18 protein-coding genes and 1 pseudogene are annotated in these 22,446 nt (G+C 72.2%); 14 read left to right on the top strand and 5 right to left on the bottom strand.

Features of this window, described 5'->3' with window-relative positions:
• The 4 genes from glmU to VIG76_RS02820 all read left to right on the top strand — a co-directional run.
• The coding region (gene glmU, locus VIG76_RS02805; protein WP_331950826.1) for a bifunctional UDP-N-acetylglucosamine diphosphorylase/glucosamine-1-phosphate N-acetyltransferase GlmU at positions 1 to 1,333 on the top strand (1,333 nt) is incomplete at its 5' end.
• The gene (locus VIG76_RS02810) at positions 1,330 to 2,307 is read left to right on the top strand and encodes a ribose-phosphate diphosphokinase (protein WP_331950828.1); all 978 of its coding nucleotides are present in this window, start codon (positions 1,330 to 1,332) and stop codon (positions 2,305 to 2,307) included. The genes glmU and VIG76_RS02810, both read left to right, overlap by 4 nt.
• 90 nt (positions 2,308 to 2,397) lie before the next feature.
• Positions 2,398 to 3,006 (top strand): DUF2510 domain-containing protein, encoded by a 609-nt coding sequence (locus tag VIG76_RS02815; protein ID WP_331950830.1) that lies wholly within the window; start codon positions 2,398 to 2,400, stop codon positions 3,004 to 3,006.
• Positions 3,007 to 3,032: 26 nt separating this feature from the next.
• Positions 3,033 to 4,379: a CoA transferase gene (locus tag VIG76_RS02820; protein ID WP_331950832.1), complete on the top strand. Its 1,347-nt coding sequence runs from the start codon at positions 3,033 to 3,035 to the stop codon at positions 4,377 to 4,379.
• Positions 4,380 to 4,392: 13 nt separating this feature from the next.
• Here the strand turns inward: VIG76_RS02820 and VIG76_RS02825 are convergent, their stop codons facing one another.
• Positions 4,393 to 5,211, bottom strand: coding sequence for a phosphatase PAP2 family protein (locus tag VIG76_RS02825; protein ID WP_331950834.1), 819 nt, complete (start codon positions 5,209 to 5,211; stop codon positions 4,393 to 4,395).
• Positions 5,212 to 5,257: 46 nt separating this feature from the next.
• Positions 5,258 to 5,953, bottom strand: a complete 696-nt coding sequence (locus VIG76_RS02830) for a catalase family protein (RefSeq protein WP_331950836.1) — start codon at positions 5,951 to 5,953, stop codon at positions 5,258 to 5,260.
• A gap of 136 nt (positions 5,954 to 6,089) precedes the next feature.
• On the opposite strand from VIG76_RS02830, the gene VIG76_RS02835 reads away from it, so the two are divergent.
• The 5 genes from VIG76_RS02835 (at position 6,090) to araA (ending at position 12,566) form a co-directional block, all read left to right on the top strand.
• Entirely contained in the window at positions 6,090 to 7,100 is a 1,011-nt protein-coding gene (locus tag VIG76_RS02835) for an aldo/keto reductase family protein (RefSeq protein WP_331950838.1), read from the top strand.
• A gap of 222 nt (positions 7,101 to 7,322) precedes the next feature.
• Positions 7,323 to 8,309, top strand: a complete 987-nt coding sequence (locus VIG76_RS02840) for a LacI family DNA-binding transcriptional regulator (RefSeq protein WP_331950840.1) — start codon at positions 7,323 to 7,325, stop codon at positions 8,307 to 8,309.
• Between the two features lie 344 nt (positions 8,310 to 8,653).
• Positions 8,654 to 10,363, top strand: coding sequence for a ribulokinase (gene araB, locus VIG76_RS02845; RefSeq protein WP_331950842.1), 1,710 nt, complete (start codon positions 8,654 to 8,656; stop codon positions 10,361 to 10,363).
• Positions 10,360 to 11,055, top strand: a complete 696-nt coding sequence (locus VIG76_RS02850; RefSeq protein WP_331950844.1) for an L-ribulose-5-phosphate 4-epimerase — start codon at positions 10,360 to 10,362, stop codon at positions 11,053 to 11,055. Before araB ends, VIG76_RS02850 begins: the two co-directional genes overlap by 4 nt.
• Positions 11,055 to 12,566 carry an L-arabinose isomerase gene (araA, locus tag VIG76_RS02855; RefSeq protein WP_331950846.1) on the top strand — a complete coding sequence of 504 codons (1,512 nt, stop codon included), beginning with the start codon at positions 11,055 to 11,057 and terminating at the stop codon, positions 12,564 to 12,566. The genes VIG76_RS02850 and araA overlap by 1 nt, the downstream gene beginning before the upstream one ends.
• Positions 12,567 to 13,052: 486 nt before the next feature.
• On the opposite strand, the gene VIG76_RS02860 is transcribed toward araA, so the two are convergent.
• Both VIG76_RS02860 and VIG76_RS02865 read right to left on the bottom strand, forming a co-directional pair.
• Positions 13,053 to 14,594, bottom strand: a complete 1,542-nt coding sequence (locus VIG76_RS02860; RefSeq protein ID WP_331950848.1) for an alpha-N-arabinofuranosidase — start codon at positions 14,592 to 14,594, stop codon at positions 13,053 to 13,055.
• 146 nt (positions 14,595 to 14,740) lie between these two features.
• Complete coding sequence (locus VIG76_RS02865) at positions 14,741 to 15,808, bottom strand: LacI family DNA-binding transcriptional regulator (protein WP_331950850.1); 1,068 nt, start codon at positions 15,806 to 15,808, stop codon at positions 14,741 to 14,743.
• 267 nt (positions 15,809 to 16,075) lie between these two features.
• On the opposite strand from VIG76_RS02865, the gene VIG76_RS02870 reads away from it, so the two are divergent.
• From VIG76_RS02870 to VIG76_RS02890, 5 genes are all read left to right on the top strand, one after another.
• Entirely contained in the window at positions 16,076 to 17,446 is a 1,371-nt protein-coding gene (locus VIG76_RS02870) for an ABC transporter substrate-binding protein (protein ID WP_331950852.1), read from the top strand.
• Positions 17,447 to 17,529: 83 nt separating this feature from the next.
• Positions 17,530 to 18,498, top strand: coding sequence for a carbohydrate ABC transporter permease (locus VIG76_RS02875; RefSeq protein ID WP_331950854.1), 969 nt, complete (start codon positions 17,530 to 17,532; stop codon positions 18,496 to 18,498).
• Positions 18,495 to 19,400 (top strand): carbohydrate ABC transporter permease, encoded by a 906-nt coding sequence (locus tag VIG76_RS02880; protein ID WP_331950856.1) that lies wholly within the window; start codon positions 18,495 to 18,497, stop codon positions 19,398 to 19,400. Before VIG76_RS02875 ends, VIG76_RS02880 begins: the two co-directional genes overlap by 4 nt.
• A gap of 51 nt (positions 19,401 to 19,451) precedes the next feature.
• Positions 19,452 to 20,966 carry an arabinosylfuranosidase ArfA gene (gene arfA, locus VIG76_RS02885; RefSeq protein WP_331950858.1) on the top strand — a complete coding sequence of 505 codons (1,515 nt, stop codon included), beginning with the start codon at positions 19,452 to 19,454 and terminating at the stop codon, positions 20,964 to 20,966.
• A 139-nt stretch (positions 20,967 to 21,105) separates the two neighbouring features.
• Entirely contained in the window at positions 21,106 to 22,020 is a 915-nt protein-coding gene (locus VIG76_RS02890; RefSeq protein WP_331950860.1) for an aldose 1-epimerase family protein, read from the top strand.
• A gap of 105 nt (positions 22,021 to 22,125) precedes the next feature.
• Here VIG76_RS02890 and VIG76_RS02895 read toward each other — a convergent pair.
• Positions 22,126 to 22,446: pseudogene (locus VIG76_RS02895) on the bottom strand (glycogen debranching enzyme); the annotation flags it as partial.

Genomic DNA, 22,446 nt, shown 5'->3' on the forward strand with positions numbered 1-22,446 from the left:
GCACGTGCTCGCGACCGCGTCGGCGCTGCAACCCGCCCGCCTCGCCGTCGTCGTGCGGCACGAACGCGACGCGGTCGCCGAGGCCGTCGTGGCCGCCGCGCCGGATGCGCTCGTCGTCGACCAGGACGAGGTCCCCGGCACGGGTCGCGCGGTCGAGCAGGCGCTCGCCGCGCTCGCCGGCTTCGACGGCGACCTGCTCGTGCTGAACGGCGACGTGCCGCTGCTCGACGTGGCCACGCTCGCGCCCGTGCTCGCCGCGGGAGCCGAGGCCGAGGCCGTCGTGCTCTCCGCCCGCGTGCCCGACCCGCTCGGCTACGGCCGCATCGTCCGCGGCGCCGACGGCGGCCTCGAGCGGATCGTGGAGCACCGCGACGCGACCGGGGACGAGCGCGCGATCGACGAGATCAACGCGGGCGTCTACCTCTTCCGCACGGGCGGCCTCGCCGCGGCGCTCGCCGCGCTCGACGCCGCCAACGACCAGGGCGAGCGATACCTCACCGACGTCATCGCGGCCCTCCGCACCGCCGGCTCCCGCGTCGCGGCGGTCGTCGCCGCGGATGCGGACGCCATCGCCGGCGTGAACGACCGCGCTCAGCTCGCCGCCGTGCAGCGCCGGGTGAACGACCGGGTCATCCGCTCGTGGCAGCTCGCCGGCGTCACCGTGCTCGACCCCGCCACGACCTGGATCGACGCGACGGTGACCCTCGCCGAGGACGTCGAGATCCGGCCCGGCACCCAGCTGCTCGGCGCCACGGCGGTCGAGCGCGAGGCCGTGATCGGCCCGGACACCACGCTGGTCGACACCGAGGTGGGGGAGGGCGCCCGCCTGAACCGCGTCGACGCCACGCTCGCCGTGATCGGCGCGGGGGCGCAGGTCGGCCCCTGGTCCTACCTCCGGCCCGGCACGGTGCTCGGGGCCGGCGGCAAGATCGGCACGTTCGTCGAGACGAAGAACACGGTGATCGGCGACGGGTCGAAGGTGCCGCATCTCTCCTACCTCGGCGACACCGAGGTGGGGGAGCGCTCGAACGTCGGCGCCGGCACGATCACCGCGAACTACGACGGTGTGCGTAAGCACCGCACCGTCGTCGGGTCGGCGGTGCGCACCGGGTCGCACAACGTGTTCGTGGCCCCCGTTACGATTGGTGACGGCGCCTACACGGGTGCGGGAACGGTGGTCCGAAAGGACGTCCCAGCCGGGTCCCTGGCCGTGAACGTGGCGCCGCAGCGCAACATCGAAGGCTGGGTCGAGCTGAACCGACCGGGCACCGACGCGGCGGTCACGGCGGGCCAGCGCCGCGACGCGCCCGAGGAGGACGCGAGCACCCAGTGACCGGTATCAAGACCAAGGGCGAGAAGCGGCTCGTCCTGATCAGCGGACGATCCCATCCGGAGCTCGCAGCGGCCGTGGCGGCCGAGCTCGACACCACGCTGCTGCCCGTCGACGCGCGCACCTTCGCGTCCGGGGAGATCTACACGCGGATGGAGGAGAGCGTCCGCGGGGCCGACGCGTTCGTGATCCAGTCGTACGCGGCGCCGGTGAACGAGTGGCTGATGGAGCACCTCATCCTCCTCGACGCCCTGAAGAGGGCCTCCGCGAAGCGCGTCACCGCCGTCGTGCCGTACTACCCGTACTCCCGGCAGGACAAGAAGGGCCGCGGCCGCGAGCCCATCTCCGCGCGGCTCGTCGCCGACCTCTTCAAGACCGCGGGCGCCGACCGGATCATGTCGGTCGACCTGCACGCCGCCCAGATCCAGGGCTTCTTCGACGGCCCGCTGGACCACCTCTTCGCGATGCCGGTGCTCACCGAGCACATCGAGAACACCGTCGACAAGACCGACCTCGTCATCGTGTCGCCCGACATGGGCCGCGTGCGCGTCGCCGACGTCTGGAGCGACCGCCTCGACGTGCCGCTCGCGATCATCCACAAGCGCCGCGACCCCACCGTGCCGAACCAGGTGAGCGTCCACGAGATCGTCGGCCAGGTCGCCGGCAAGGTGTGCCTGCTCGTCGACGACATGATCGACACCGGCGGCACGATCATCAAGGGCGCCGAGGCGCTGAAGGCCGCGGGCGCGACCGGTGTCATCGTCGCGGCGACCCACGCGATCTTCTCCCCGCCGGCCGTCGAGCGGCTGTCGTCCGACGTCATCGACCGCGTGATCGTCACCGACACGTTGCCGCTGCCGCCCGAGAAGCGCTTCGACAAGCTCGAGGTGCTGCCGATCGCGCCGCTGCTCGCCCGCGCGATCCACGAGGTCTTCGAGGACGGCTCCGTCACCTCGATGTTCAACGGCGCCGCGTAGCCCGGCCTCCACGCAGCCTCGGACTGGGGCCTCGACGGCGCTCTGATCAGGCCATATGCTCGCGCGGCCCCCACTCCTCGAAGGACCCGCATGAGCCTCGATCGCCCGACCAACGCGCCCGCCCCCGGCTGGTACCCCGACCCGGCCGGCACGAACCGCCGCCGCTGGTGGGACGGCCGCGGCTGGACCGACTACTTCGCCGACGGCGGCTGGGACGGCTCCGTCGATCAGCCGTCGCTCGCGCCGGGCACGAACGTGAACACCCCGTTCATCTGGATCATCACGCTGCTGCCGATCGTCTCGGCCGTCGCGTTGCTCACCTGGGACGTCGGTGGCTACTTCCGCCGCGCGCTCGAGAACCCCACCGGCGGCGCCGCGGCGATGCTCGACCCCGGCTACCTGCTGGTGCAGGCGGTGAGCTTCCTGCTGTTCGCCGCGCAGGTCGTGCTCGCGTACTTCGACTGGCGGGCGCTGAAGCGGCTGGGGGTCGTGCGGCCGTTCCACTGGGCGTGGAGCTTCCTCTCCATCGTCTACATCATCGGCAGGCCGGTGGTCCTCTGGCGCCGGGTGCACAGCGGGCTCGCGCCGCTCTGGACCTACATCGGCGTGTACGTGGTGACGCTCGCGGTGATCATCACGAAGTTCGCGGTGACCTTCGCGGCGCTGGCCGGCAGCATCTCCAGCCTCACCTCGCCCTGACCGGCGGCCGCGCGTATCGTGCGGTCATGCCGGCGGACGGTGAGCGGGTGCTCCGGGCGGACGTCGCACGCCTGCTCGGCGCGCCCGAGCGCGCTCGGATCGTCGGCGACGCCGGGCTGCCCTCGCCGTTCGCGGTCGGCACCCTCGCCGGTGCGGCGGTCGCGGCGTTCGCCGACGCGGTGTCCGCCCTCGCCGGCGGTGCGCCGGCCGTGGTCCACCGCGACCGCTGCGCCACCTGGTTCCGCTCGGCGCTGATCCCCGACGGCTGGTCGCCTCCGCCGCCGTGGGATCCGGTCGCCGGGGACTACCGGGGCGCCGACGGCTGGATCCGGCTGCACACGAACGCGCCGCACCACCGCGCCGCGGCCCTGCGCGTGCTCGGGGTGCCCGCCGAGCGGGACGCGGTGGCGAAGGCCGTCGCCGCCCTGCCCGTGGCGGCGCTCGAGGCCGACGTGGTCGCGGCCGGCGGGTGCGCCGCCCGGATGCGCACCGCCGCGGACTGGGCGTCCTCGCCCGAGGGCGCCGCGGTCGCCGACGAGCCGCTCATCCGCGTCGCGAGGACCGACGACGGCCAGGCCTCCTCCTGGTCGCCGGGCCCTGATCGGCCGCTCGACGGCGTCCGGGTGCTCGACCTCACCCGCGTGCTCGCCGGCCCCGTGGCGACGCGGGCGCTCTCCGGGCTCGGCGCCACCGTGCTCCGGGTCGATCCGCCCGACTGGGACGAGCCCGGCGTCGTGCCGGACATGACCCTCGGCAAGCGCACCGCCCGCCTCGACGCCCGCACGCCCGCCGGCCGGGCGCGGCTGCACGAGCTGCTCGCGGGCGCCGACGTGCTCGTGCACGGCTACCGGCCGGGTGCGCTCGAGCACCTCGGGCTCGGCGTCGACGACCGGCGCCGCATCCGCCCGGGTCTCGTGGAGGTCGCGCTCGACGCCTACGGCTGGGCGGGGCCATGGGCGGGCCGACGCGGGTTCGACAGCCTCGTGCAGATGTCCGCCGGGATCGCCGAGCGGGGGATGCGCGAGGCCGGGGCCGACCGGCCGGTGCCGCTGCCCGTGCAGGCGCTCGACCACGCGACCGGCTGGCTGCTGGCCGCCGCGGCGGTCGCACTGCTCCGCGACCGGGCCGCGGATGGGCGGGGTGGGTCGGCTCGCCTGTCGCTCGCCCGCACCGCCGCGGCGCTCACCGCGCTGCCCGGGCCGGACCCGGTGCCCGAGCCTGCGCAGGCCGTCGCGCGGTCCGCGCCGACCCCGATCGGCACGCCGTGGGGTCCGGCCGCGATCGCGCCGCCGCCGTTCGCGGTGGCCGGCGTCGCGTTCCGGTTCGACCGCGGTCCCGCGCCGCTCGGCACCGACGCGCCCGCCTGGCCCTGAGGGAAGCGGCGGCCTACCGGGCGGCCGCCGACGGATGGGTCTCCGGCCCCTCGGCGAGGTTCGGCGGCTCGTGCCCGGTCGTGACCGCGGTGCGGGCGGTGTCCACCGCGACGATGATGCCGAGCTCGACCAGCCCGATCGAGACCGATGCGAGGGTGTCCGTCGGCCAGTGGTAGCCGAGGTAGACCCGGCTCGCGGCCACCGCGAGCAGCAGGAGGACCGCGATCGTGAACCCGATCGCCGCCCGTCGCCGGTGGCGGAGCCGGGAGAAGAACAGGTAGGAGCCGGTCAGCAGGAAGTTCGCGGTGCCGAGCACGTGCCCGGAGGGGAACGAGGGGGTGTGATCCGCGCCGAAGAGCATCCCGGACAGCGGAGGACGCGGTCGCCCGACGAGGTGCGCGATCACCTCCGCGATCAGCACCCCGGTGATCATCGCGAGCGCGAGCAGGGCCGGCCGCCACGCGTGCTTCGAGATGAGGAACCACACGACCACGGTGACGGCGACGACGATGGGCATCGAGATCGGCCCGAAGACGACCGCCAGCCCGATCGAGACCCCGGTGAGGCCCGGCGACCGCAACGCCTCGAGCGCGTGCTGCACCGGGCGGTCGAGGACCGCGGCGCCCTCGTGCGTCAGCACGCTGATCAGGAACACGAGGAACCCGATCGAGCCGACGATGATCAGCGTGGTGGAGAGGATCCGCAGCCGGCGCAGCTGCTGCTCGGTGTGCGGTCGCCGCTCCGCGAGGAACTTCTCGTGCACCCGGCTCCAGCGGCCCTCGGAATGCGGATGCAGGGTCGGGACTCCGGATGAACCTGCGTCGGCACCCATGGCGGCCTCCTCGTCGCGGCGTGGGAAGCCCGAACTGTAGCGCCGGTCAGCCGAGACGAGCCCGTGCGTAGGCGGGTTCACGGAGTCGGCGCGTCCATCCGTAGGTCCCGGCGCCGGGCGGCGGGTTCCGCACGGCGTCGAACCGCGGCTCCGGCCGGTCGATCGGGCCGGGCGCGGGCCGCAGCTCGAGGTCGGCGAAGCGGTGCCAGCGCCCGGCCGGTGTGGCGAAGAGCAGCTCGAGGATCCACGGTTCCTGCTCGAGCGCGCCCCGGAGGTCCTCGAGGTGGGCCGGGAGCTCGGAGGGGGTGCGCGAGCGGGCCGCGACCTGCACCGGCCCGTCGCTGCCGCGATACGGCATCAGGGTCGAGAACCACGCGCCGCCGGGGGTGCGGCGCGGCGCGAGCACGAACCGTCCGGGCACGCCGAAGCCGGTCGTCGAGAGCAGCAGGTCGGCCGGACCGCGTGGGGTCCGGAACCGGACCGCGAGGCCGAGCACGTCGGGCAGCGCCGCGGGGAGCGACGCCCCGCGGGAGAAGCGGGCGACCACCGCCGGCGGCGTGTCCGGCCCGCGCTCGTCGATCCACGCGATCCCGGACCGCGCCGCGGTCTCCGGCCGCCAGGTGATCCGGCCCTCGAGCAGCACCCCGGTCGTGTGGATCGGTCGCGGCCGGCGCACCTGCAGCAGCACGCCCATGAGGCCTGCGAGCAGGCGCCCGATGCTGCGCGTGGGGGATCCGGCCATGCGCGGCACGCTAACGGGCCCGCTCAAGGAGACGACCGGAGGACGCTGAGCGGTGGACGTGACCCTCGGCATCCGCTCGGCCGCCGCTCAGTAGATTCGTTGTGGGGGCCGACGAATCACGACGAGGAGCATCGCCATGCAGTTCCGCTATCTGGGCAAGTCCGGCTTCAAGGTGTCGGAGATCACGTACGGCAACTGGCTGACGCACGCCAGCCAGGTCGAGAACGACCAGGCGATCGCCTGCGTGAAGGCGTCGCTCGAGGCGGGCATCACGACGTTCGACACCGCCGACGTGTACGCGAACACCGGTGCCGAGACGGTGCTCGGCGAGGCGCTGAAGGGCGAGCGCCGCCAGTCGGTCGAGATCTTCACCAAGGTCTTCGGCCCCACCGGGCCGAAGGGGCACAACGACGTCGGCCTCTCGCGCAAGCACGTCATGGAGTCGATCGACGGATCCCTGACCCGCCTGCAGACCGACTACGTCGACCTCTACCAGGCGCACCGGTTCGACTACTTCACGCCGCTCGAGGAGACGATGCAGGCGTTCGCCGACCTCGTCCGGATGGGCAAGGTGCTGTACGTCGGCGTCAGCGAGTGGACCGCCGACCAGCTGCGCGAGGGCGCGAAGCTGGCGAAGGAGCTCGGGTTCCAGCTGATCTCGAACCAGCCGCAGTACAACGCGATCTGGCGCGTCATCGAGCCCGAGGTCGTCCCGACCTCGAAGGAGCTCGGCATCTCGCAGATCGTCTGGTCGCCGATCGCGCAGGGCGTGCTCACCGGCAAGTACAAGCCGGGCCGGCCGCACCCCGAGGGCAGCCGCGCGACCGACGACAAGGGCGGCGCGAACATGATCTCGCGCTGGATGCGCGACGACGTGCTGACGAGCGTGCAGGGCCTCGAGCCCATCGCGAAGGAGCTCGATCTGTCGCTCGCGCAGCTCGCCATCGCGTGGGTGCTGCAGAACGAGAACGTCGCGTCCGCGATCATCGGCGCCTCCCGGCCCGAGCAGGTGCACGAGAACGTCAAGGCGTCCGGCGTGAACATCCCGCTCGAGCTCATGGAGCGCATCGACGAGGTGCTCGGCGGCGTCATCGAGCGCGACCCGAAGCGCACGCAGGACAGCAGCCCGAAGCAGCGCGAGGCGTAAGCCCGGCCCGGTCGGGCGCGCCCGATCATCACGTGGGTTGCCACTTCTGGCCCTCGAAGCGCGGCCTCCGGGGCGAGAAGTGGCAACCCACCCGGTCACCGACGGTGAGCCGTCACCTCTGCGGTGGTGGGTTGCCACTTCTGGCCCTCGAGGCGCCGCTTCCGGGGCGAGAAGTGGCAACCCACGTGAGGCGCGCTCGGGGTGACCCCTACACTCCGGCTCGTGCCGAACATCTTCGACGTCGCCGCAGCGGCGGGGGTGTCGCACCAGACGGTCTCCCGCTTCCTGAAGGGCGACCAGTCCGTGCGCCCGCAGACGCGCGAGCGGATCGAGGAGGCCGTCGCCCGGCTCGGCTACCGGCCGAACGCCGCCGCCCGGGCGCTCGCGAGCCGGCGCACCCGCACCATCGGGCTCGTCACGGTCGGCCTGCCGCTCTACGGTCCGTCGAGCACGACGTCCGGGTTCAACCACGCCGCCCGCGCGGCCGGCTGGGACGTCTCGATCGCCGCACTCGAGCAGACCGGATCCGAGGAGGTGCGGCACGCGGTCGACGGATTGCTCGGCCAGGACGTCCAGGCCCTCGTCGTCGTCGCGCCCACGCCCGAGGTCGCGGATGCCCTCGCGGGCCTCGACCTGCCCGTCCCGCTCGTCACCACGGTGCCGAGCGGCATCCCCGGCGCGGTCACCGCGGGCATCGACCACGCGGCCGCCGCGGCGCTCGCGGTCGGGCACCTCGCCGACCTCGGCCACCGCGAGATCGTGCACGTCGCCGGGCCGGAGGACTGGATCGAGGCGCGGGAGCGCGAGCGCGGCTGGCGCGAGGAGTGCGCGAGGCGCGGGCTGCCGGTGCCCGCGGTGCTGCGCGGGGACTGGACGGCGGAGGGCGGCGCCGCGATCGGCCGCCGGCTCGCGGCGCAGGGCGCGCCGAGCGCGATCTTCTCCGCCAACGACCAGACCGCGTTGGGCCTGCTCTCCGCGTTCTCGGAAGCCGGGGTCGGCGTGCCGGGCGACGTGAGCGTCGTCGGTTTCGACGACATACCCGAGGCCGCGTTCTTCGTACCGCCGCTCACGACCGTGCGGCAGGACTTCGCCGCGCTCGGGCAGCGGCTCATGCACCGGCTCGCCGTGCTGCTGAGCGACGACGCCGAGCCCGACGACGCGCCCCTGCCCGCGGCCCTCGTGGTCCGCGCCTCCACCCGCCCCGCCTGACCCGCGCATCCGTGCGCAAACGACGGAGAAACGGCGTCCGCGCGACCAGGTCATGCGGATGCAGAGGCCTTGGGTGCAGGAACTCCGTCGTTTGCGCAGGGAATGACCCTGCAGCCGTCTGGGCCGCAGCCTCCCGAACGGGCTCTGGCCGCCTGCCCTCCGCGCAAACGACGGAGAAACCGCATCCGCGCGACCGCGTCATGCGGATCGGGGGCCCTTGGGTGCAGGAACTCCGTCGTTTGTGCAGGCAGCCTGCCGGAGTGCTCGTCGCGCGCGGGTCGGGGTCGCGGCAGCGCCCCGCATCCGGCATGATGTGAGCGCTCACTTTCGTCGATGGGGATGACATGGCGGACTCGAAGACCGACCGGTACGTGATCGGTGTGGACTACGGCACGCTCTCCGGGCGCGCGGTCGTGGTGCGCGTGCACGACGGCGCCGAACTCGGCTCGGCGGTGCACGAGTACCCGCACGCCGTGCTCGACAGCGCGCTGCCCGACGGCACGCCGCTGCCGCCCGACTGGGCCCTGCAGGTGCCGGCCGACTACGTCGAGGTGTTGCAGCACGCCGTGCCCGCCGCCGTCGAGGCCGCGGGCGTCGACCCGGCCGACGTGATCGGCGTCGGCATCGACTTCACGGCCTGCACCATGGTGCCGGTGCTCGCCGACGGCACCCCGCTGAACGAGCTGCCCGAGTACGCCGGCCGCCCGCACGCCTACGTGAAGCTCTGGAAGCACCACGCCGCGCAGGGCCAGGCCGACCGCATCACGGATCTCGCCGCCGAGCGGCACGAGCCGTGGCTCGGCCGGTACGGCGGGATGATCTCCTCCGAGTGGCAGTTCGCGAAGGGCCTTCAGCTGCTCGAGGAGGACCGCGAGCTCTACGACCGGATGGACCGCTTCGTCGAGGCCGCCGACTGGATCGTCGAGCGCCTCGGCGGCGCGGCCGTCCGGAACGCCTGCACCGCCGGCTACAAGGGGCTGCTGCAGGAGGGCGCGTATCCGTCGACGGAGTTCCTCGCCGCGCTGAACCCCGACTTCGCGGAGTTCGCCGACACGAAGCTCGCCGGCCCGATCGCCGACCTCGGCACCGCCGCCGGCCGGCTCACCGCCGAGGCCGCCGGCTGGACCGGCCTGCCCGAGGGCATCGCCGTCGCGGTCGGCAACGTCGACGCGCATGTGACGGTCCCGGCGGCGGATGCGGTCGCCCCCGGCACCATGGTCGCGGTCATGGGCACCTCGACGTGCCACGTGCTGAACGCCGACCGCTTCGCCGAGGTGCCCGGCATGTGCGGCGCGGTCGACGGCGGCATCACCGCGGGCTACTGGGGCTACGAGGCCGGCCAGTCCGGCGTCGGCGACATCTTCGGCTGGTTCGTCGAGCGCTTCGCCCCGGCCGCGCTCCGCGACCGCGCGCGGGCCGAGGGTCGCAGCATCCACGACGTCCTCACCGAGCTGGCGGCCGCCGAGCCGGTCGGCGCATCCGGCCTCATCGCCCTCGACTGGGAGAGCGGCAACCGCTCGGTGCTCGTCGACCACGAGCTCTCTGGCGTGATCGTCGGCCTCACCCTCGCCACCCGCCCGGAGCAGGTGTACCGCGCGCTCATCGAGGCCACCGCGTTCGGCACCCGCAAGATCGTCGAGACGTACGTCGCGAGCGGCATCCCGGTCGACGAGTTCGTCGCCGCGGGCGGCCTCGTGAAGAACGCGTTCCTGATGCAGATCTACAGCGACGTGCTGCGGATGCCGATCTCGGTCATCGGCAGCGACCAGGGCCCCGCGCTCGGCGCCGCCATCCACGCGGCCGTCGCGGCCGGCGCCCACCCCGACGTGGCGACCGCCGCATCCGCCATGGGCAGCCGGATCCGGGACGCCTTCCGCCCCGACGAGACCCGCGCGGCGCTCTACGACCGCCTCTACGCCGAGTACACCGCCCTGCACGACCACTTCGGCCGCGGCGGCAACGACGTGATGCACCGCCTCGCCGCGCTGAAGCGCGAGGCGTACGCGAGCCGCGGCGCCGTCGCGCCCGAGGCCGGGATCGAGCTGCCGGCATGACCGAGATCGATGCGGCGATCCAGCGGATCCGTGACGAGGTCGCCGGCCTGCACGCCGAGCTCGTCCGGTACGGGCTCGTCGTCTGGACCGGCGGCAACGTGTCCGGCCGGGTGCCCGGCGCCGACCTCTTCGTCATCAAGCCGAGCGGGGTGCCGTACGACGCCCTGACGTCCGACGACATGATCCTCTGCGACCTCGACGGGCAGGTCGTCGCCGAGACGCCGGGCGCGCACCGCAGCCCCTCGTCGGACACCGCCGCGCACGCGTACGTCTACCGGAACATGCCGCACGTCGGCGGCGTCGTGCACACCCACTCCACCTACGCCACCGCCTGGGCGGCGCGTGGCGAGCCGATCCCGTGCGTGCTCACCGCGATGGCGGACGAGTTCGGCGGCGAGATCCCCGTCGGGCCCTTCGCGATCATCGGCGACGACTCCATCGGCCGCGGCATCGTCGAGACCCTCACCGGCCACCGCAGCCGGGCGGTCCTCATGCGGAACCACGGGCCGTTCACGATCGGCAGCGACGCCCGCGACGCGGTGAAGGCCGCGGTCATGGTCGAGGACGTCGCCCGCACCGTGCACCTCGCGCGACAGCTCGGCGATCCGCTCCCGATCGAGCCCGCCGCGATCGACGCCCTCTTCGAGCGCTACCAGCACGTCTACGGCCAGCCCACCGACAAGGAGCCCTGATGCCCCGTCCCGCCCCCGTCCTCTCGACCGCCGAGGTCTGGTTCCTCACCGGCAGCCAGCACCTGTACGGGCCGGAGACGCTCGCGCAGGTCGCCGACCAGTCGCGGGCGATCGCCGAGCAGCTCGGCGCGGCGGTGCCGGCGCGCATCGTCTGGAAGCCCGTGCTCACCGACGCCGACGCCATCCGCCGCACGATGCTCGAGGCCAACGCCGACGACTCCGTGCTCGGCGTGATCGCGTGGATGCACACCTTCAGCCCCTCCAAGATGTGGATCGCCGGCCTCGACGCCCTCGACAAGCCGCTGCTGCACCTGCACACGCAGGCGAACGTGGCCCTGCCCTGGGCCGACATCGACTTCGACTTCATGAACCTCAACCAGGCCGCGCACGGCGACCGCGAGTTCGGCTACATGCTCGCCCGCCTCGACGTGCCGCGGACCGTCGTCGTCGGGCACGTGAGCGACCCCGCGGTGACCGAGCGGGTCGCGACGTGGCAGCGTGCCGCGGCCGGCCGCGCCGCCGCCCGGCGGATGAAGCTGGCCCGCTTCGGCGACAACATGCGCTTCGTCGGCGTCACCGAGGGCGACAAGACCGAGGCCGAGCACGTGCTCGGCGTGCAGGTGAACACCTGGGGCGTGAACGACCTCGCGGATGCGGTCGCGGCCGCCGACGAGTCCGCCGTCGACGCGCTCCTGGCCGAGTACGACGAGGCCTACGCCGTCGTGCCGGAGCTGCGCGCGGACGGCGAGCGGCGCGAGTCGCTCCGCTACGGCGCCCGGCTCGAGCTCGGGCTGCGGTCGTTCCTCGAGGAGGGCGGCTTCGACGCCTTCACGACGACGTTCGAGGACCTCGGCGCGCTGAAGCAGCTGCCGGGTCTCGCGGTGCAGCGGCTGATGGCGGACGGCTACGGCTTCGGCGCCGAGGGCGACTGGAAGACGGCCGTGCTCGTGCGCATCGCGAACGTCATGGGGGAGGGACTGCCGGGGGGCGCCTCGCTCATGGAGGACTACACGTACGACCTCACGCCCGGTTCCGAGCTCATCCTCGGCGCGCACATGCTCGAGGTGAGCCCGTCGCTGACGACGCAGCGGCCGTCCCTCGAGGTGCATCCGCTCGGCATCGGTGGCCGCGAGGACCCGGTGCGGCTCGTCTTCGACGCGGACCCCGGACCCGCCGTCGTGGTGGCTCTCTCGGACCTCCGCGACCGCTTCCGGCTCGTCGCGAACGTGGTGGACGTCGTGGCGCCGCCGGCGCCGCTGCCGAAGCTGCCGGTGGGCCGCGCGGTGTGGGAGCCGCGTCCCGACTTCCGCACCTCGGCCGCCGCCTGGCTGACCGCCGGCGCCGCGCACCACACCGTGATGACGACCGCGGTCGGCGTCGACGCGTGGCGCGACCTCGCCGCGATGCTCCGCACCGAGCTGCTCGTCATCGACCAGGACACGACGCTGCACGGCTTCGAGCACGAGGTCCGCTGGAACGCCGCCTACCACCGCCTCGCCCGCGGCCTCTAGGAGCACCTCAGCGGGCTGCTCGCGCTTCAGCAGGCTCCTGGTTCACCAGGAGCCTGCCCAAGCACGGATGGCCTGCCGAGGTGCTCTCGGGAGCCTCAGGCGCGCGGGCGCGGCGGGCGCGGCGGGCGCGGCGTACGGTCTGCAGGACCTGCGGCGGTCTGCAGGTCCGGGTCCGCGGATCCGTCCTGTAGATCGCTCAGGAACCTGTACACCGCACGCGGCGGCGGAGGTCCCGGCGGCCGCGGCCGTGAGCGCCGTACGGTCTGCAGGACCTGCGGCGGTCTGCAGGTCCGGATCCGCGGATCCGTCCTGCAGATCGCGCGGGAACCTGCACACCGCACACGGGAGTGGAGGTCCCGGCGGCGGTGTCCGTCAGCGTCGCCCGGCCGTCCGTACCGTTTGCAGGACCCGCGGCGGTCTGCAGGTCCGGATCCGCGGATCCGTCCTGCACATCGCACGGGAACCTGCACACCGCACGCGGCGGCCTCAGCCCTGCCGGCGCCAGTCGGTGCCGAGGCCGCTCAGCTGCCAGCCGCCTTCCGCGCCGCCGAACGGCAGGCTCGCCTCGAGGCGGCACACCGCGACGCTGTGCGGCGGGAGCACGACGGACCCGTCCTGCCCGAGCTCCAGCTCCAGCGGATGCACGGTGTCCGGCGCGTCCACGCTGTTGTACGCGTCGGGGGAGTCCGAGCCGAGCAGGGTCGCGGTGATCCGGCCGGCCGGCAGCGCTCCGTCGATCCGGATCTCGCAGCGCGCGGACTCCGTGGCGCTCTTGTTCACGAGCGCGATCGCGACCGCGCCGCTCGCCGAACCGACCGTGGCGATCGCGTCGACCACCGGCACCTCGGTCCCTGCGGCGTCCATCGAGCTGCTCCAGACGGCTGCGTCCAGCACCTCGTCCTCGAGCAGGTTCGCGTACATCGCCATCACATGGAAGGTCGTCCGCCGCAGGACGCCGTCCGGATGCACGAACAGCGGGCCGCGCGCGTTCACCGTCGGGGCGATGTTCGCCATCTTCACGGACGAGGCATGGCGCAGGCAGGCGTTCAGGAACGAGGCGGAGAAGACCGCGTCCGCCATCGTGTAGGTGGAGTTGTCGTCGTTCAGGTCACGCGCGGCGATGGCCGCGGCGCCCGGCTCCCACGGGTGGTGCCAGCCGCGCAGGTTCCACTCGTCGAAGGCGATCGCGACGTCCTGGCCACTCGCGCGGATCACCGCCTCCATGTGCGCGATCGCCCGCTCCGGCTCGAGCGTCATCGCCATCGCCTCCAGGTAGCCGGAGGGCTCGTTCACGGCGTCGAGCCGGTCCCAGTAGCCGTGGATGGAGACGTGGTCGAGGTACTTCCCGGCGCTCTTCAGCAGCGGCAGCGCCCAGTCGAGATCGTCGACCGCGGCGGCCATCAGCGAGATGGTCGGGTCGGTGCGCTGCAGCATCTTCGCCGCCTCGGTCACGTACCTGGCCCACTCGTCGGCCGACTTCGCGCCGATCTCCCAGTGGCCGTAGTTCTCGTTGCCGATGCTCCAGAACCGCACGCCGTACGGATCCGGATGCCCGTTCGCCGCCCGCCGGTCCGCCCACCGGCTGCCCACCGGCAGGTTGGTGTACTCGAGCCAGTCGGCCATCTCCTCGGGGGTGCCGGTGCCCGCGTTCGTGCAGAGATAGGGCTCCGCGCCGAGCTCGCGGCACCACGCGAGGAACTCGTCGGTGCCGAAGGTGTTCGGGTCCGTGACGCGCCACGCCCTGTCGTAGCTCGGCGAACGGTCCGGGCCGATGCCGTCGACCCAGTGGTAGGCGGAGACGAAGCAGCCGCCGGGCCACCGCACGTTCGGGATCCGCAGCTCCCGCAGCGCCTCGAGCACGTCGAGGCGGAAGCCCCGCTCGTCCGCCAGCGGCGATCCCGGCTCGAAGATCCCGCCGTACACCTGTCGATGGAAGTGCTCGACGAAGTGCCCGAAGATGTCCCGGCTGTAGGTCACGGTCGGCCGAGCGGCGGCGATGTCGATGCGTGCGGACGGTCCAGCGGACATGCGGCTCCCTCGTCGTCGAGTGGCCGCACGGACGGGATCCGGGCGACGCCGGAGCGTCGGAACGGATGGCGCCGGGCGGCGAGGCTGCCCACTGTATAACGTTCTACGTCGCGGTCAAGCGACCGCGGCGTGGCGCGGAACCGCCGTCAGGAGCGCGGCGCCGCGGTGGTGCTGCGGGGGACGAGCGTGGGCTGCAGGAGCACCGACTGCGGCTCGGTGCGGCCGCCGATCCGCTCGAGGAGCAGGGCCGCCGCGCGCGTGCCGAGCTCGCCCGCGGCCTGGTCGACGCTGGTCAGCGAGATGGGGGCCAGCATCCCGATGGGCGAGTTGTCGTAGCCGGCCACGGACACGTCGCGCGGGATCTCGACGCCCTCCGCCCAGAGCCGGCTGAGCAGGCCGAACGCCGCCACGTCGGCGCCCGCGTGGATGGCGGTCGGCAGCGACGGGCGCTGCAGGAACAGGTCGGCAGCGCTCGTCCCGCCGTCCGTGGTCCAGGAGGTGCGCACCACGTCGATGGACGCCTCGAGCCCGTGCCGCCACATCGCCGCCTCGTAGCCGCGGGCCCGCACGGCGAACGGCAGCGTCGGGTCGTCGTCGTCGGACTCGACCGTGATGTGCGCGATGGCCGTGTGCCCGAGCCCGACGAGGTGGTCGACGATCAGCGCGGACCCGAGCTCGTCGTCGGTCGCCACCGTGTCGAACCCCTCGGCCCGGCCGCCGCGCGCCACCACGACGACGGGCAGGATGCTCGCGAAGCGCTCCAGCTCGGCCTTCGGCATCGTGGGCGTGACGAGCAGCAGGCCGTCCATCCGGTGGTCGATCATCGTCTCGGCCATCGCGACCTCGGACTCGACGGTCGGCGCGGCCTGGGCGATCAGCACCGCGTAGTCGGACCCGGCGAGCACGGGCGCGATGCCGGAGAGCACCTGGTCGTAGAACTGGTTCTGGATGTCGGAGATCAGCACGCCGATCGTGAAGGTCTTCCCCCGCATCCCCCTCGCCGAGATGTTGGGGCGGTAGGCGAGCGCCGACATCGCCTCCTGCACCCGCTCGCGCATCGCGGGACTCACCCCGTAGGCCCCACGCAGCACCTTCGAGGCGGCCGCGGTGGACACGCCGGCTCGCCGCGCGACGTCGCGCAGGGTCGCACGGCGGCCGAGTGGGGCCGCCGTGTCCGCGAGCCGCTCCGTGTCGGTCCCGATCTGGTCGCTCACGTGCACATCCTGCCGCCCCCGCCCAGGACGGCGTGCGCGGGTCGCCGATCCGCGCGGCGCCGGAGGCCGACGCGCCGTTACCGGATCGAGACGGTCCGACGCGCCGGACGGGGGTGTACAGTCCCCGCGTATAACGTTCTACGAGATCGTTTCGCAGAGCGTGGGGACAGCCGCCGGGCCCTACCGGCCGGGCTCGACCCTGCACCAGCAACCACAGTGACGTGCACGTTGCAGGCGACGTTCACGCACCGTTCGAAGGAGAACGCAGTGAAGAAGTCAAGGCTCGTCGTCGCGGCTGCGGCCGTCGGCGGCATCCTCACCGCGCTGGTCGGCTGCTCGCCGGGCGGTGGCGGCGGAGGCGGCGGCGGCAGCGTCGAGCACGCCACCAACTGCACGAACAAGATCGTCGTCAAGGACGCCCCGACCGTCACCGTGTGGGCCTGGTACCCGAACATGGCCAAGGTCGTCGACAACTTCAACAACTCGCACAAGGACGTGCAGGCCTGCTGGCGCAACGCCGGGGCCGGCGGCCCCGAGTACGACAAGTTCCAGACCGCGGTCTCCGCCAACAAGGGTGCGCCCGACGTGGTCATGCTCGAGGCGGACCACCTCACGAACTTCGAGATCCAGAACGCGCTCGTCGACATCAGCAAGTACGGCGCGGACAAGATCAAGGGCAACTTCAGCGCGGGCGCGTGGAAGGACGTGTCCGCGGGCAGCGCCGTGTACGCCGCGCCGATCGACGGCGGCCCGATGGCGATGATCTACCGCACCGACATCTTCAAGAAGTACGGCATCACGACGCCGCCGAAGACGTGGGACGAGTACGCCGCCGACGCGGCGAAGGTGAAGGCCGCCGGCGGTCCGCTCTTCGGTGACCTCGGCGCCAACGTGCCCGCGGCGATGATGGCCCTGGAGATCCAGAAGGGCGCGCAGCCGTTCGTCTACGACTACAGCGCGAAGCCCAAGGACATCAGCATCAAGCTGGACGACCAGGCCTCCAAGGACGTCCTGGACTACTGGGCGAACCTCTCCCAGAAGGGTCTCGTCGGCAAGCAGGACCAGTTCACGACCGACTACATCGCGGGCGTGGTGAACGGCAAGTACGCCACCTACATCTCCGCGGCGTGGGCGCCCGGCTACCTCACCGGCGCCGGTGTGGGCAAGGGCTCGGACAAGGGCAAGTTCGCCACCGCCCCGCTTCCGCAGTGGGACCCCGCCAACCCCGTCTCCGTCAACTGGGGTGGCTCGGCACTGGCCGTGACCACCCAGGCGAACGACAAGGCGCTCGCGGCGAAGGTCGCGATGGGCCTGTACGCGGACGACGCCTCGCTCACGGACGGCTGGAAGACCCAGACCATCTTCCCGCTGAACCAGAACGTGCTGAAGTCGAGCGACTTCACCAACGCCCAGATCGAGTTCTTCGGTGGCCAGACGGCCAACAAGGACGTCTACGTCCCGGCGGAGAACGCCTACAAGGGTTTCATCTACCCGCCGTTCACCGTCTACTACTACGCGCAGCTGCAGAACCAGCTGACGGCCATCAACGGCGGCAAGATCGGCGGTGCGGCGGCGGCGACGGCGCTGCAGGCGCAGATCGTCAAGTACGCCCAGAGCCAGGGGTTCAACGTCAAGTAGTCGGGCCTCGGGGAGGGATGGCCCGGTGCGTTCGACGCCACGCACCGGGCCGTCCGCCCTCCACGGATCTCGGAAGGAGAGCCATGACCTCAACCACTGCAGCGGTCGGTGCCGATCGGCAGGCCACCGGGCCGGCCCGCACGTCCACCCGCCGGAACCCCTCGCAGCGTCGGGCCGCCCGGCGGCAGGCCGTGATCGGCTGGAGCTTCGTGCTCCCGTTCGCGATCGTGTTCCTCGTCTTCCTCGTCGCGCCGCTCATCTACGCCTTCTACCTCAGCCTCTACACGAAGGGCCTGGCGACCGGCACGCAGTTCTCGTTCTTCGCGAACTACTTCCAGGCGTTCAGCGACCCCGCGTTCCTCAAGGGCCTGTGGTTCGTGCTGCGCTTCGTCGTCGTGCTGATCCCGGTGCAGATGGCGGTCTCGCTGGCCGCCGCGCTCGTGCTCGACGCGATCACGACGCGCTTCGCCCGGTTCGCGCGGCTGTCGATCTTCCTGCCCTACGCGGTGCCGGCGGTGATCGGTGCGCTGATGTGGGGCTTCCTCTACAGCCCGATCTTCGGCCCGACGGAGCAGCTCGCCTCCCTCGTCGGCGCGAACGCGCCGGTGCTGCTCGGACCGGACACGGTCTTCGGCAGCCTCGTCAACGTCGTGACGTGGCAGTGGGCCGGCTACTACATGATCATCATCTACGCCGCGCTGCAGGGCGTGGACTCGACCGTCTACGAGGCCGCCAGGATCGACGGGGCGAACGCGTGGCAGCTCGCCTTCCGCATCAAGGTGCCGATGGTCGCGAACTCCCTCGTGCTCATCCTCGTGTTCGCCCTGATCGGCACCCTCCAGTTCTTCAGCGAGCCGCAGATCCTCCGGCCGATCAGCAACGGCTCCATCACGCCCGACTTCACGCCGAACATCTACGCGTACACGGTCGCCTTCTCCTACGCCCAGTTCAACTACGCCTCGGCGATCTCGTTCGCGCTCGGGTTCGTGGTCTTCCTGTGCGTCTTCGTGTTCCTGTTCCTCACGCGCAAGCGAGGGAGTGTCTTCGCATGACCGCCGTCTCCACCTCCGCCCGTCCGGCAGTCGGGACGCGGCGCACCCGCGCCCGCAAGCCGCGGAACCTGGTCGCCCATCTCTTCCTGGGCGCCATGATCATCTACTTCCTGATCCCGCTCTGGTGGCTGATCATCGCGAGCTCGAAGGACGCCCCGTCGCTGTTCAGCGGATCCGGCGCCCTCTGGTTCAGCGGGCCGGTGAACTACATCGCCAACCTGCAGGACCTCTTCACCTACAACGGCGGGATCTACCTCCGCTGGCTCGGCAACTCCGTGCTCTACGCCCTCGCGGGCGGCATCGGAGCCACGGTCATCGCGGTGCTCGCGGGCTACGGGTTCGCGAAGTTCAACTTCCCGGGCCGCAACCTGATGTTCGCGGCGGTCCTCGGCTCCGTGATGGTGCCGCTCACCGCGCTCGTGATCCCGACGTTCATCATGTTCTCCGACCTGCACCTCACCGACACGATCTGGGCGGTGATCCTGCCGTCGCTGCTGAGCCCGTTCGCGGTCTACCTGATGCGGGTCTACATCGGCGACGCGGTGCCCACCGAGCTGCTCGACGCGGCGCGGGTCGACGGCGCCGGCGAGTACCGCACGTTCTGGTCGGTGGCCCTGCCGCTGCTGCGTCCCGTCATCGTCACGGTGCTGCTGCTGTCGATCGTCGCGACCTGGAACAACTACTTCCTGCCGCTCGCCATGCTGTCCGACTCCAGCCTGTTCCCGATCCCGGTCGGGATCGGCCTCTGGGAGGGGCTCGCCGCGAACAACAACGGTGGCGGGCACTCGCTCTGGAGCCTCATCATCATCGGCTCGCTCGTGTCGGTCGTCCCGCTGATCATCGCGTTCCTCGCCCTCCAGAAGTACTGGCAGGGCGGGCTCTCGATCGGCAGCCTGAAGTAGCGGTCCGGCCGCTCCCCGTTCTTTTCTCCACCTCGAATCGGAAGTACATCCATGCCTGCAGCCCGCCTGACCCTCGACCCCGCCTTCGTCGTCGCGCCGCTCGACCGCCGCCTCTTCGGCTCCTTCGTGGAGCACCTCGGCCGGTGCGTCTACGACGGCCTCTACGAGCCCGGCCACCCCACCGCCGACGCGGAGGGGTTCCGGCAGGACGTCATCGACCTCGTCCGCGAGCTCGGTGTCACGACCATCCGCTATCCGGGCGGCAACTTCGTCTCCGGATACCGCTGGGAGGACGGCGTCGGCCCGCGCGAGCAGCGCCCGAAGCGGCTCGACACCGCCTGGCACTCCCTCGAGACGAACGAGGTGGGGCTGCACGAGTTCGCCTCCTGGAGCGCGAAGGTCGGCAGCGAGCTGATGCTCGCCGTGAACCTCGGCACCCGCGGGGTGCAGGAGGCCATCGACCTGCTCGAGTACACGAACATCCCCTCCCCGTCGGCCTTCTCGCAGCAGCGGGTGGCGAACGGGGCCGAGACGCCGTTCGACGTGCGGATGTGGTGCCTCGGCAACGAGATGGACGGGCCGTGGCAGCTCGGCTACCGCAGCGCCGAGGACTACGGCGTGCTCGCGAGCCGCACCGCCAAGGCGATGCGGCAGCTCGACCCCGACCTGGAGCTCGTCGCCTGCGGCAGCTCCAACCGGCACATGCCGACGTTCGGGGCATGGGAGCGGACGGTGCTCGAGCACACCTACGACGACGTCGACTTCATCTCCTGCCACGCCTACTACTTCATGCGGAACGACGACCTCGGCAGCTTCCTCGCCTGCTCCACGGACATGGACGCGTTCATCGAGGAGGTCGCCGCAGCCGCGGACCACGTGAAGTCGATCCGCCGCAGCGACAAGACGATGAAGATCTCGTTCGACGAGTGGAACGTCTGGTACCAGGACCGCTACCAGAACGTCGACCGCATCACGGCGGTGGACGAGTGGCCCGTCGCGCCCCGGCTGCTCGAGGACGCCTACTCCGTCGCCGACGCGGTCGTCGTCGGGAACCTGATGATCTCGCTGCTGAAGCACGCCGACCGGGTGCGGTCGGCGAGCCTCGCGCAGCTCGTGAACGTGATCGCGCCGATCATGACCGAGCCCGCCGGAGCGGCGTGGAAGCAGACGACGTTCTTCCCCTTCGCGCTCACCGCGCGCCTTGCGCAGGGCGAGGTGCTGAAGCCGGCGCTCGAGGTGCCGGCCTATGCGACCGCCGTGTACGGCGAGGTGCCGGTCGTCGACGCGGTCGCCACGAGCGACCCGGAGAACGGGGCCGCCGCGGTGTTCCTCGTCAACCGGTCGGTGGATGAGGCGATCACCGTCACCGTCGACGTCGAGCGCCTCGGCGCGCTGCGGATCGCGGAGACGCACACGCTCGCGGATGCGGACCCGTTCGCCGCGAACACCCTCGAGGACCAGGAGCGCGTCGCCCCGTCGGCGAACGACTCCGCGCGCCTCGAGGACGGCGTGATCACGATCGAGCTGCCGCCGGTCTCCTGGACCGCGATCGCGCTGTCGCGCTGATCCCGGCCCGCTGACCCGCCCGCCCATCCGCCGTTTTCAGGAATTCCTCCACGACACGCCGCACCCAGGTGCTGCATGTCCTGAGTTGCGCCGGCAGATCCTGAAAACGGCGGATGCGGGGCTGGACCAGGATGGTCGGATGAGCGCTCCGCTGTCCGGTACCCAGGTCCGCCTCGAGTCGGGTCGGTACGTGGCCGAGATCGCGTCCGTCGGGGCCAGCCTCCGCTCGCTCACCGCCGACGGCCGCGACCTCGTGGTGCCCTTCGCGGCCGACGCGGTGCGGCCGCTCTTCCGCGGCGCCGTGCTCGTGCCGTGGCCGAACCGCGTCGTCGACGGCCGCTACGCCTTCGACGGCGTCGAGCAGCAGCTCGCGCTGACCGAGCCGGACCGCGGCCACGCCCTGCACGGCCTCGTCGCATGGGCCGACTTCGCCGTCACCGAGGCCACGGCCACCCGCGCCGTGCTCGAGGCCGAGGTGCCGGCGCAGTCCGGCTATCCCCACCGGCTCGCCGTCACGGTCACCTACTCGCTGGGCCAGCAGGGGCTCGAGACGCGCATCCGCACGGTGAACACCGGTCCGGATGCCGCCCCGTACGGCACGAGCGGGCATCCGTACCTCTCGGCCGGATCGGGTCACGTGGACGACTGGACGCTCACGTTCGCCGCGGGCCGGGTGCTCGAGGTCGACCCCGAGCGGCTCGTGCCCCAGGGGCTCGCCGAGGTGGCCGGCGGTCCGTTCGACTTCGCCGAGGGCCGGAGCATCGGCGACCTCTTCATCGACCACGCGTTCACCGACGTCGCTCGCGACACCGACGGCCTCGCCCGCGTCGAGGTGCGTGCATCCGACGGTCACGGCGCGGCGCTCACCTGGGACGCCGTCTGCCCCTGGGTCCAGCTGCACACCGCCGACCGCCCCGAGCCGGAGTGGAACCGCGCCGGCCTCGCCGCCGAGCCCATGACCTGCCCGCCCGACGCGTTCAACTCGGGCACCGACCTGATCGTGCTGCAGCCCGGCGACGCCCACGAGGCCGCCTGGCGCATCGCCGCCGTCTGAGCCCACCCGCGCCCCACCCGCGTCTGCTGTCCGCACGGACAACTGCTGCGGTTATAACGCCGGCAGTTGTCCGTGCGGACAGCACTCGGCGGCCGGCTGAGCCCGTCAGGGTGCCGCGGCGGAGGCCGCGGCGGCGGCGGATGGCGGGGCCGCCGTCGCCGAGCGGCCCCGGGCCAGCAGCGCGAGCGACGCCGCGACCGAGTGGTCGGGCGGCGGCGCCGGATCCGTGTGGGCGCGCAGCACCACGACCGACCGCGACCGCAGCACGAAGGACGCGCCCGCGGTCATCGGCGCCGCGTCGAGCGCGCCGCCGGCGGTGTCGATGAGCACGTCCCAGGCGGCACCGAACGCGGCGGGCGGCAGGTTCGACTGCACGTCGATCTCCGATGCGGAGAAGTAGACGAGGAAGTCGAGGTCGACCAGCGG

The sequence above is a fragment of the Amnibacterium sp. genome (genome assembly GCF_036559085.1).
GTDB lineage: Bacteria > Actinomycetota > Actinomycetes > Actinomycetales > Microbacteriaceae > Amnibacterium.

Excerpts from the sequence above, each read along its gene's own strand:
- VIG76_RS02815 (WP_331950830.1), top strand. The coding sequence starts at position 2,398 with ATGAGCCTCGATCGCCCGACCAACGCGCCCGCCCCCGGCTGGTACCCC.
- VIG76_RS02820 (WP_331950832.1), top strand. The coding sequence starts at position 3,033 with ATGCCGGCGGACGGTGAGCGGGTGCTCCGGGCGGACGTCGCACGCCTG.
- VIG76_RS02825 (WP_331950834.1), bottom strand. The coding sequence starts at position 5,211 with ATGGGTGCCGACGCAGGTTCATCCGGAGTCCCGACCCTGCATCCGCAT.
- VIG76_RS02830 (WP_331950836.1), bottom strand. The coding sequence starts at position 5,953 with ATGGCCGGATCCCCCACGCGCAGCATCGGGCGCCTGCTCGCAGGCCTC.
- VIG76_RS02835 (WP_331950838.1), top strand. The coding sequence starts at position 6,090 with ATGCAGTTCCGCTATCTGGGCAAGTCCGGCTTCAAGGTGTCGGAGATC.
- araB (WP_331950842.1), top strand. The coding sequence starts at position 8,654 with ATGGCGGACTCGAAGACCGACCGGTACGTGATCGGTGTGGACTACGGC.
- VIG76_RS02850 (WP_331950844.1), top strand. The coding sequence starts at position 10,360 with ATGACCGAGATCGATGCGGCGATCCAGCGGATCCGTGACGAGGTCGCC.
- araA (WP_331950846.1), top strand. The coding sequence starts at position 11,055 with ATGCCCCGTCCCGCCCCCGTCCTCTCGACCGCCGAGGTCTGGTTCCTC.
- VIG76_RS02860 (WP_331950848.1), bottom strand. The coding sequence starts at position 14,594 with ATGTCCGCTGGACCGTCCGCACGCATCGACATCGCCGCCGCTCGGCCG.
- VIG76_RS02875 (WP_331950854.1), top strand. The coding sequence starts at position 17,530 with ATGACCTCAACCACTGCAGCGGTCGGTGCCGATCGGCAGGCCACCGGG.
- VIG76_RS02880 (WP_331950856.1), top strand. The coding sequence starts at position 18,495 with ATGACCGCCGTCTCCACCTCCGCCCGTCCGGCAGTCGGGACGCGGCGC.
- arfA (WP_331950858.1), top strand. The coding sequence starts at position 19,452 with ATGCCTGCAGCCCGCCTGACCCTCGACCCCGCCTTCGTCGTCGCGCCG.
- VIG76_RS02890 (WP_331950860.1), top strand. The coding sequence starts at position 21,106 with ATGAGCGCTCCGCTGTCCGGTACCCAGGTCCGCCTCGAGTCGGGTCGG.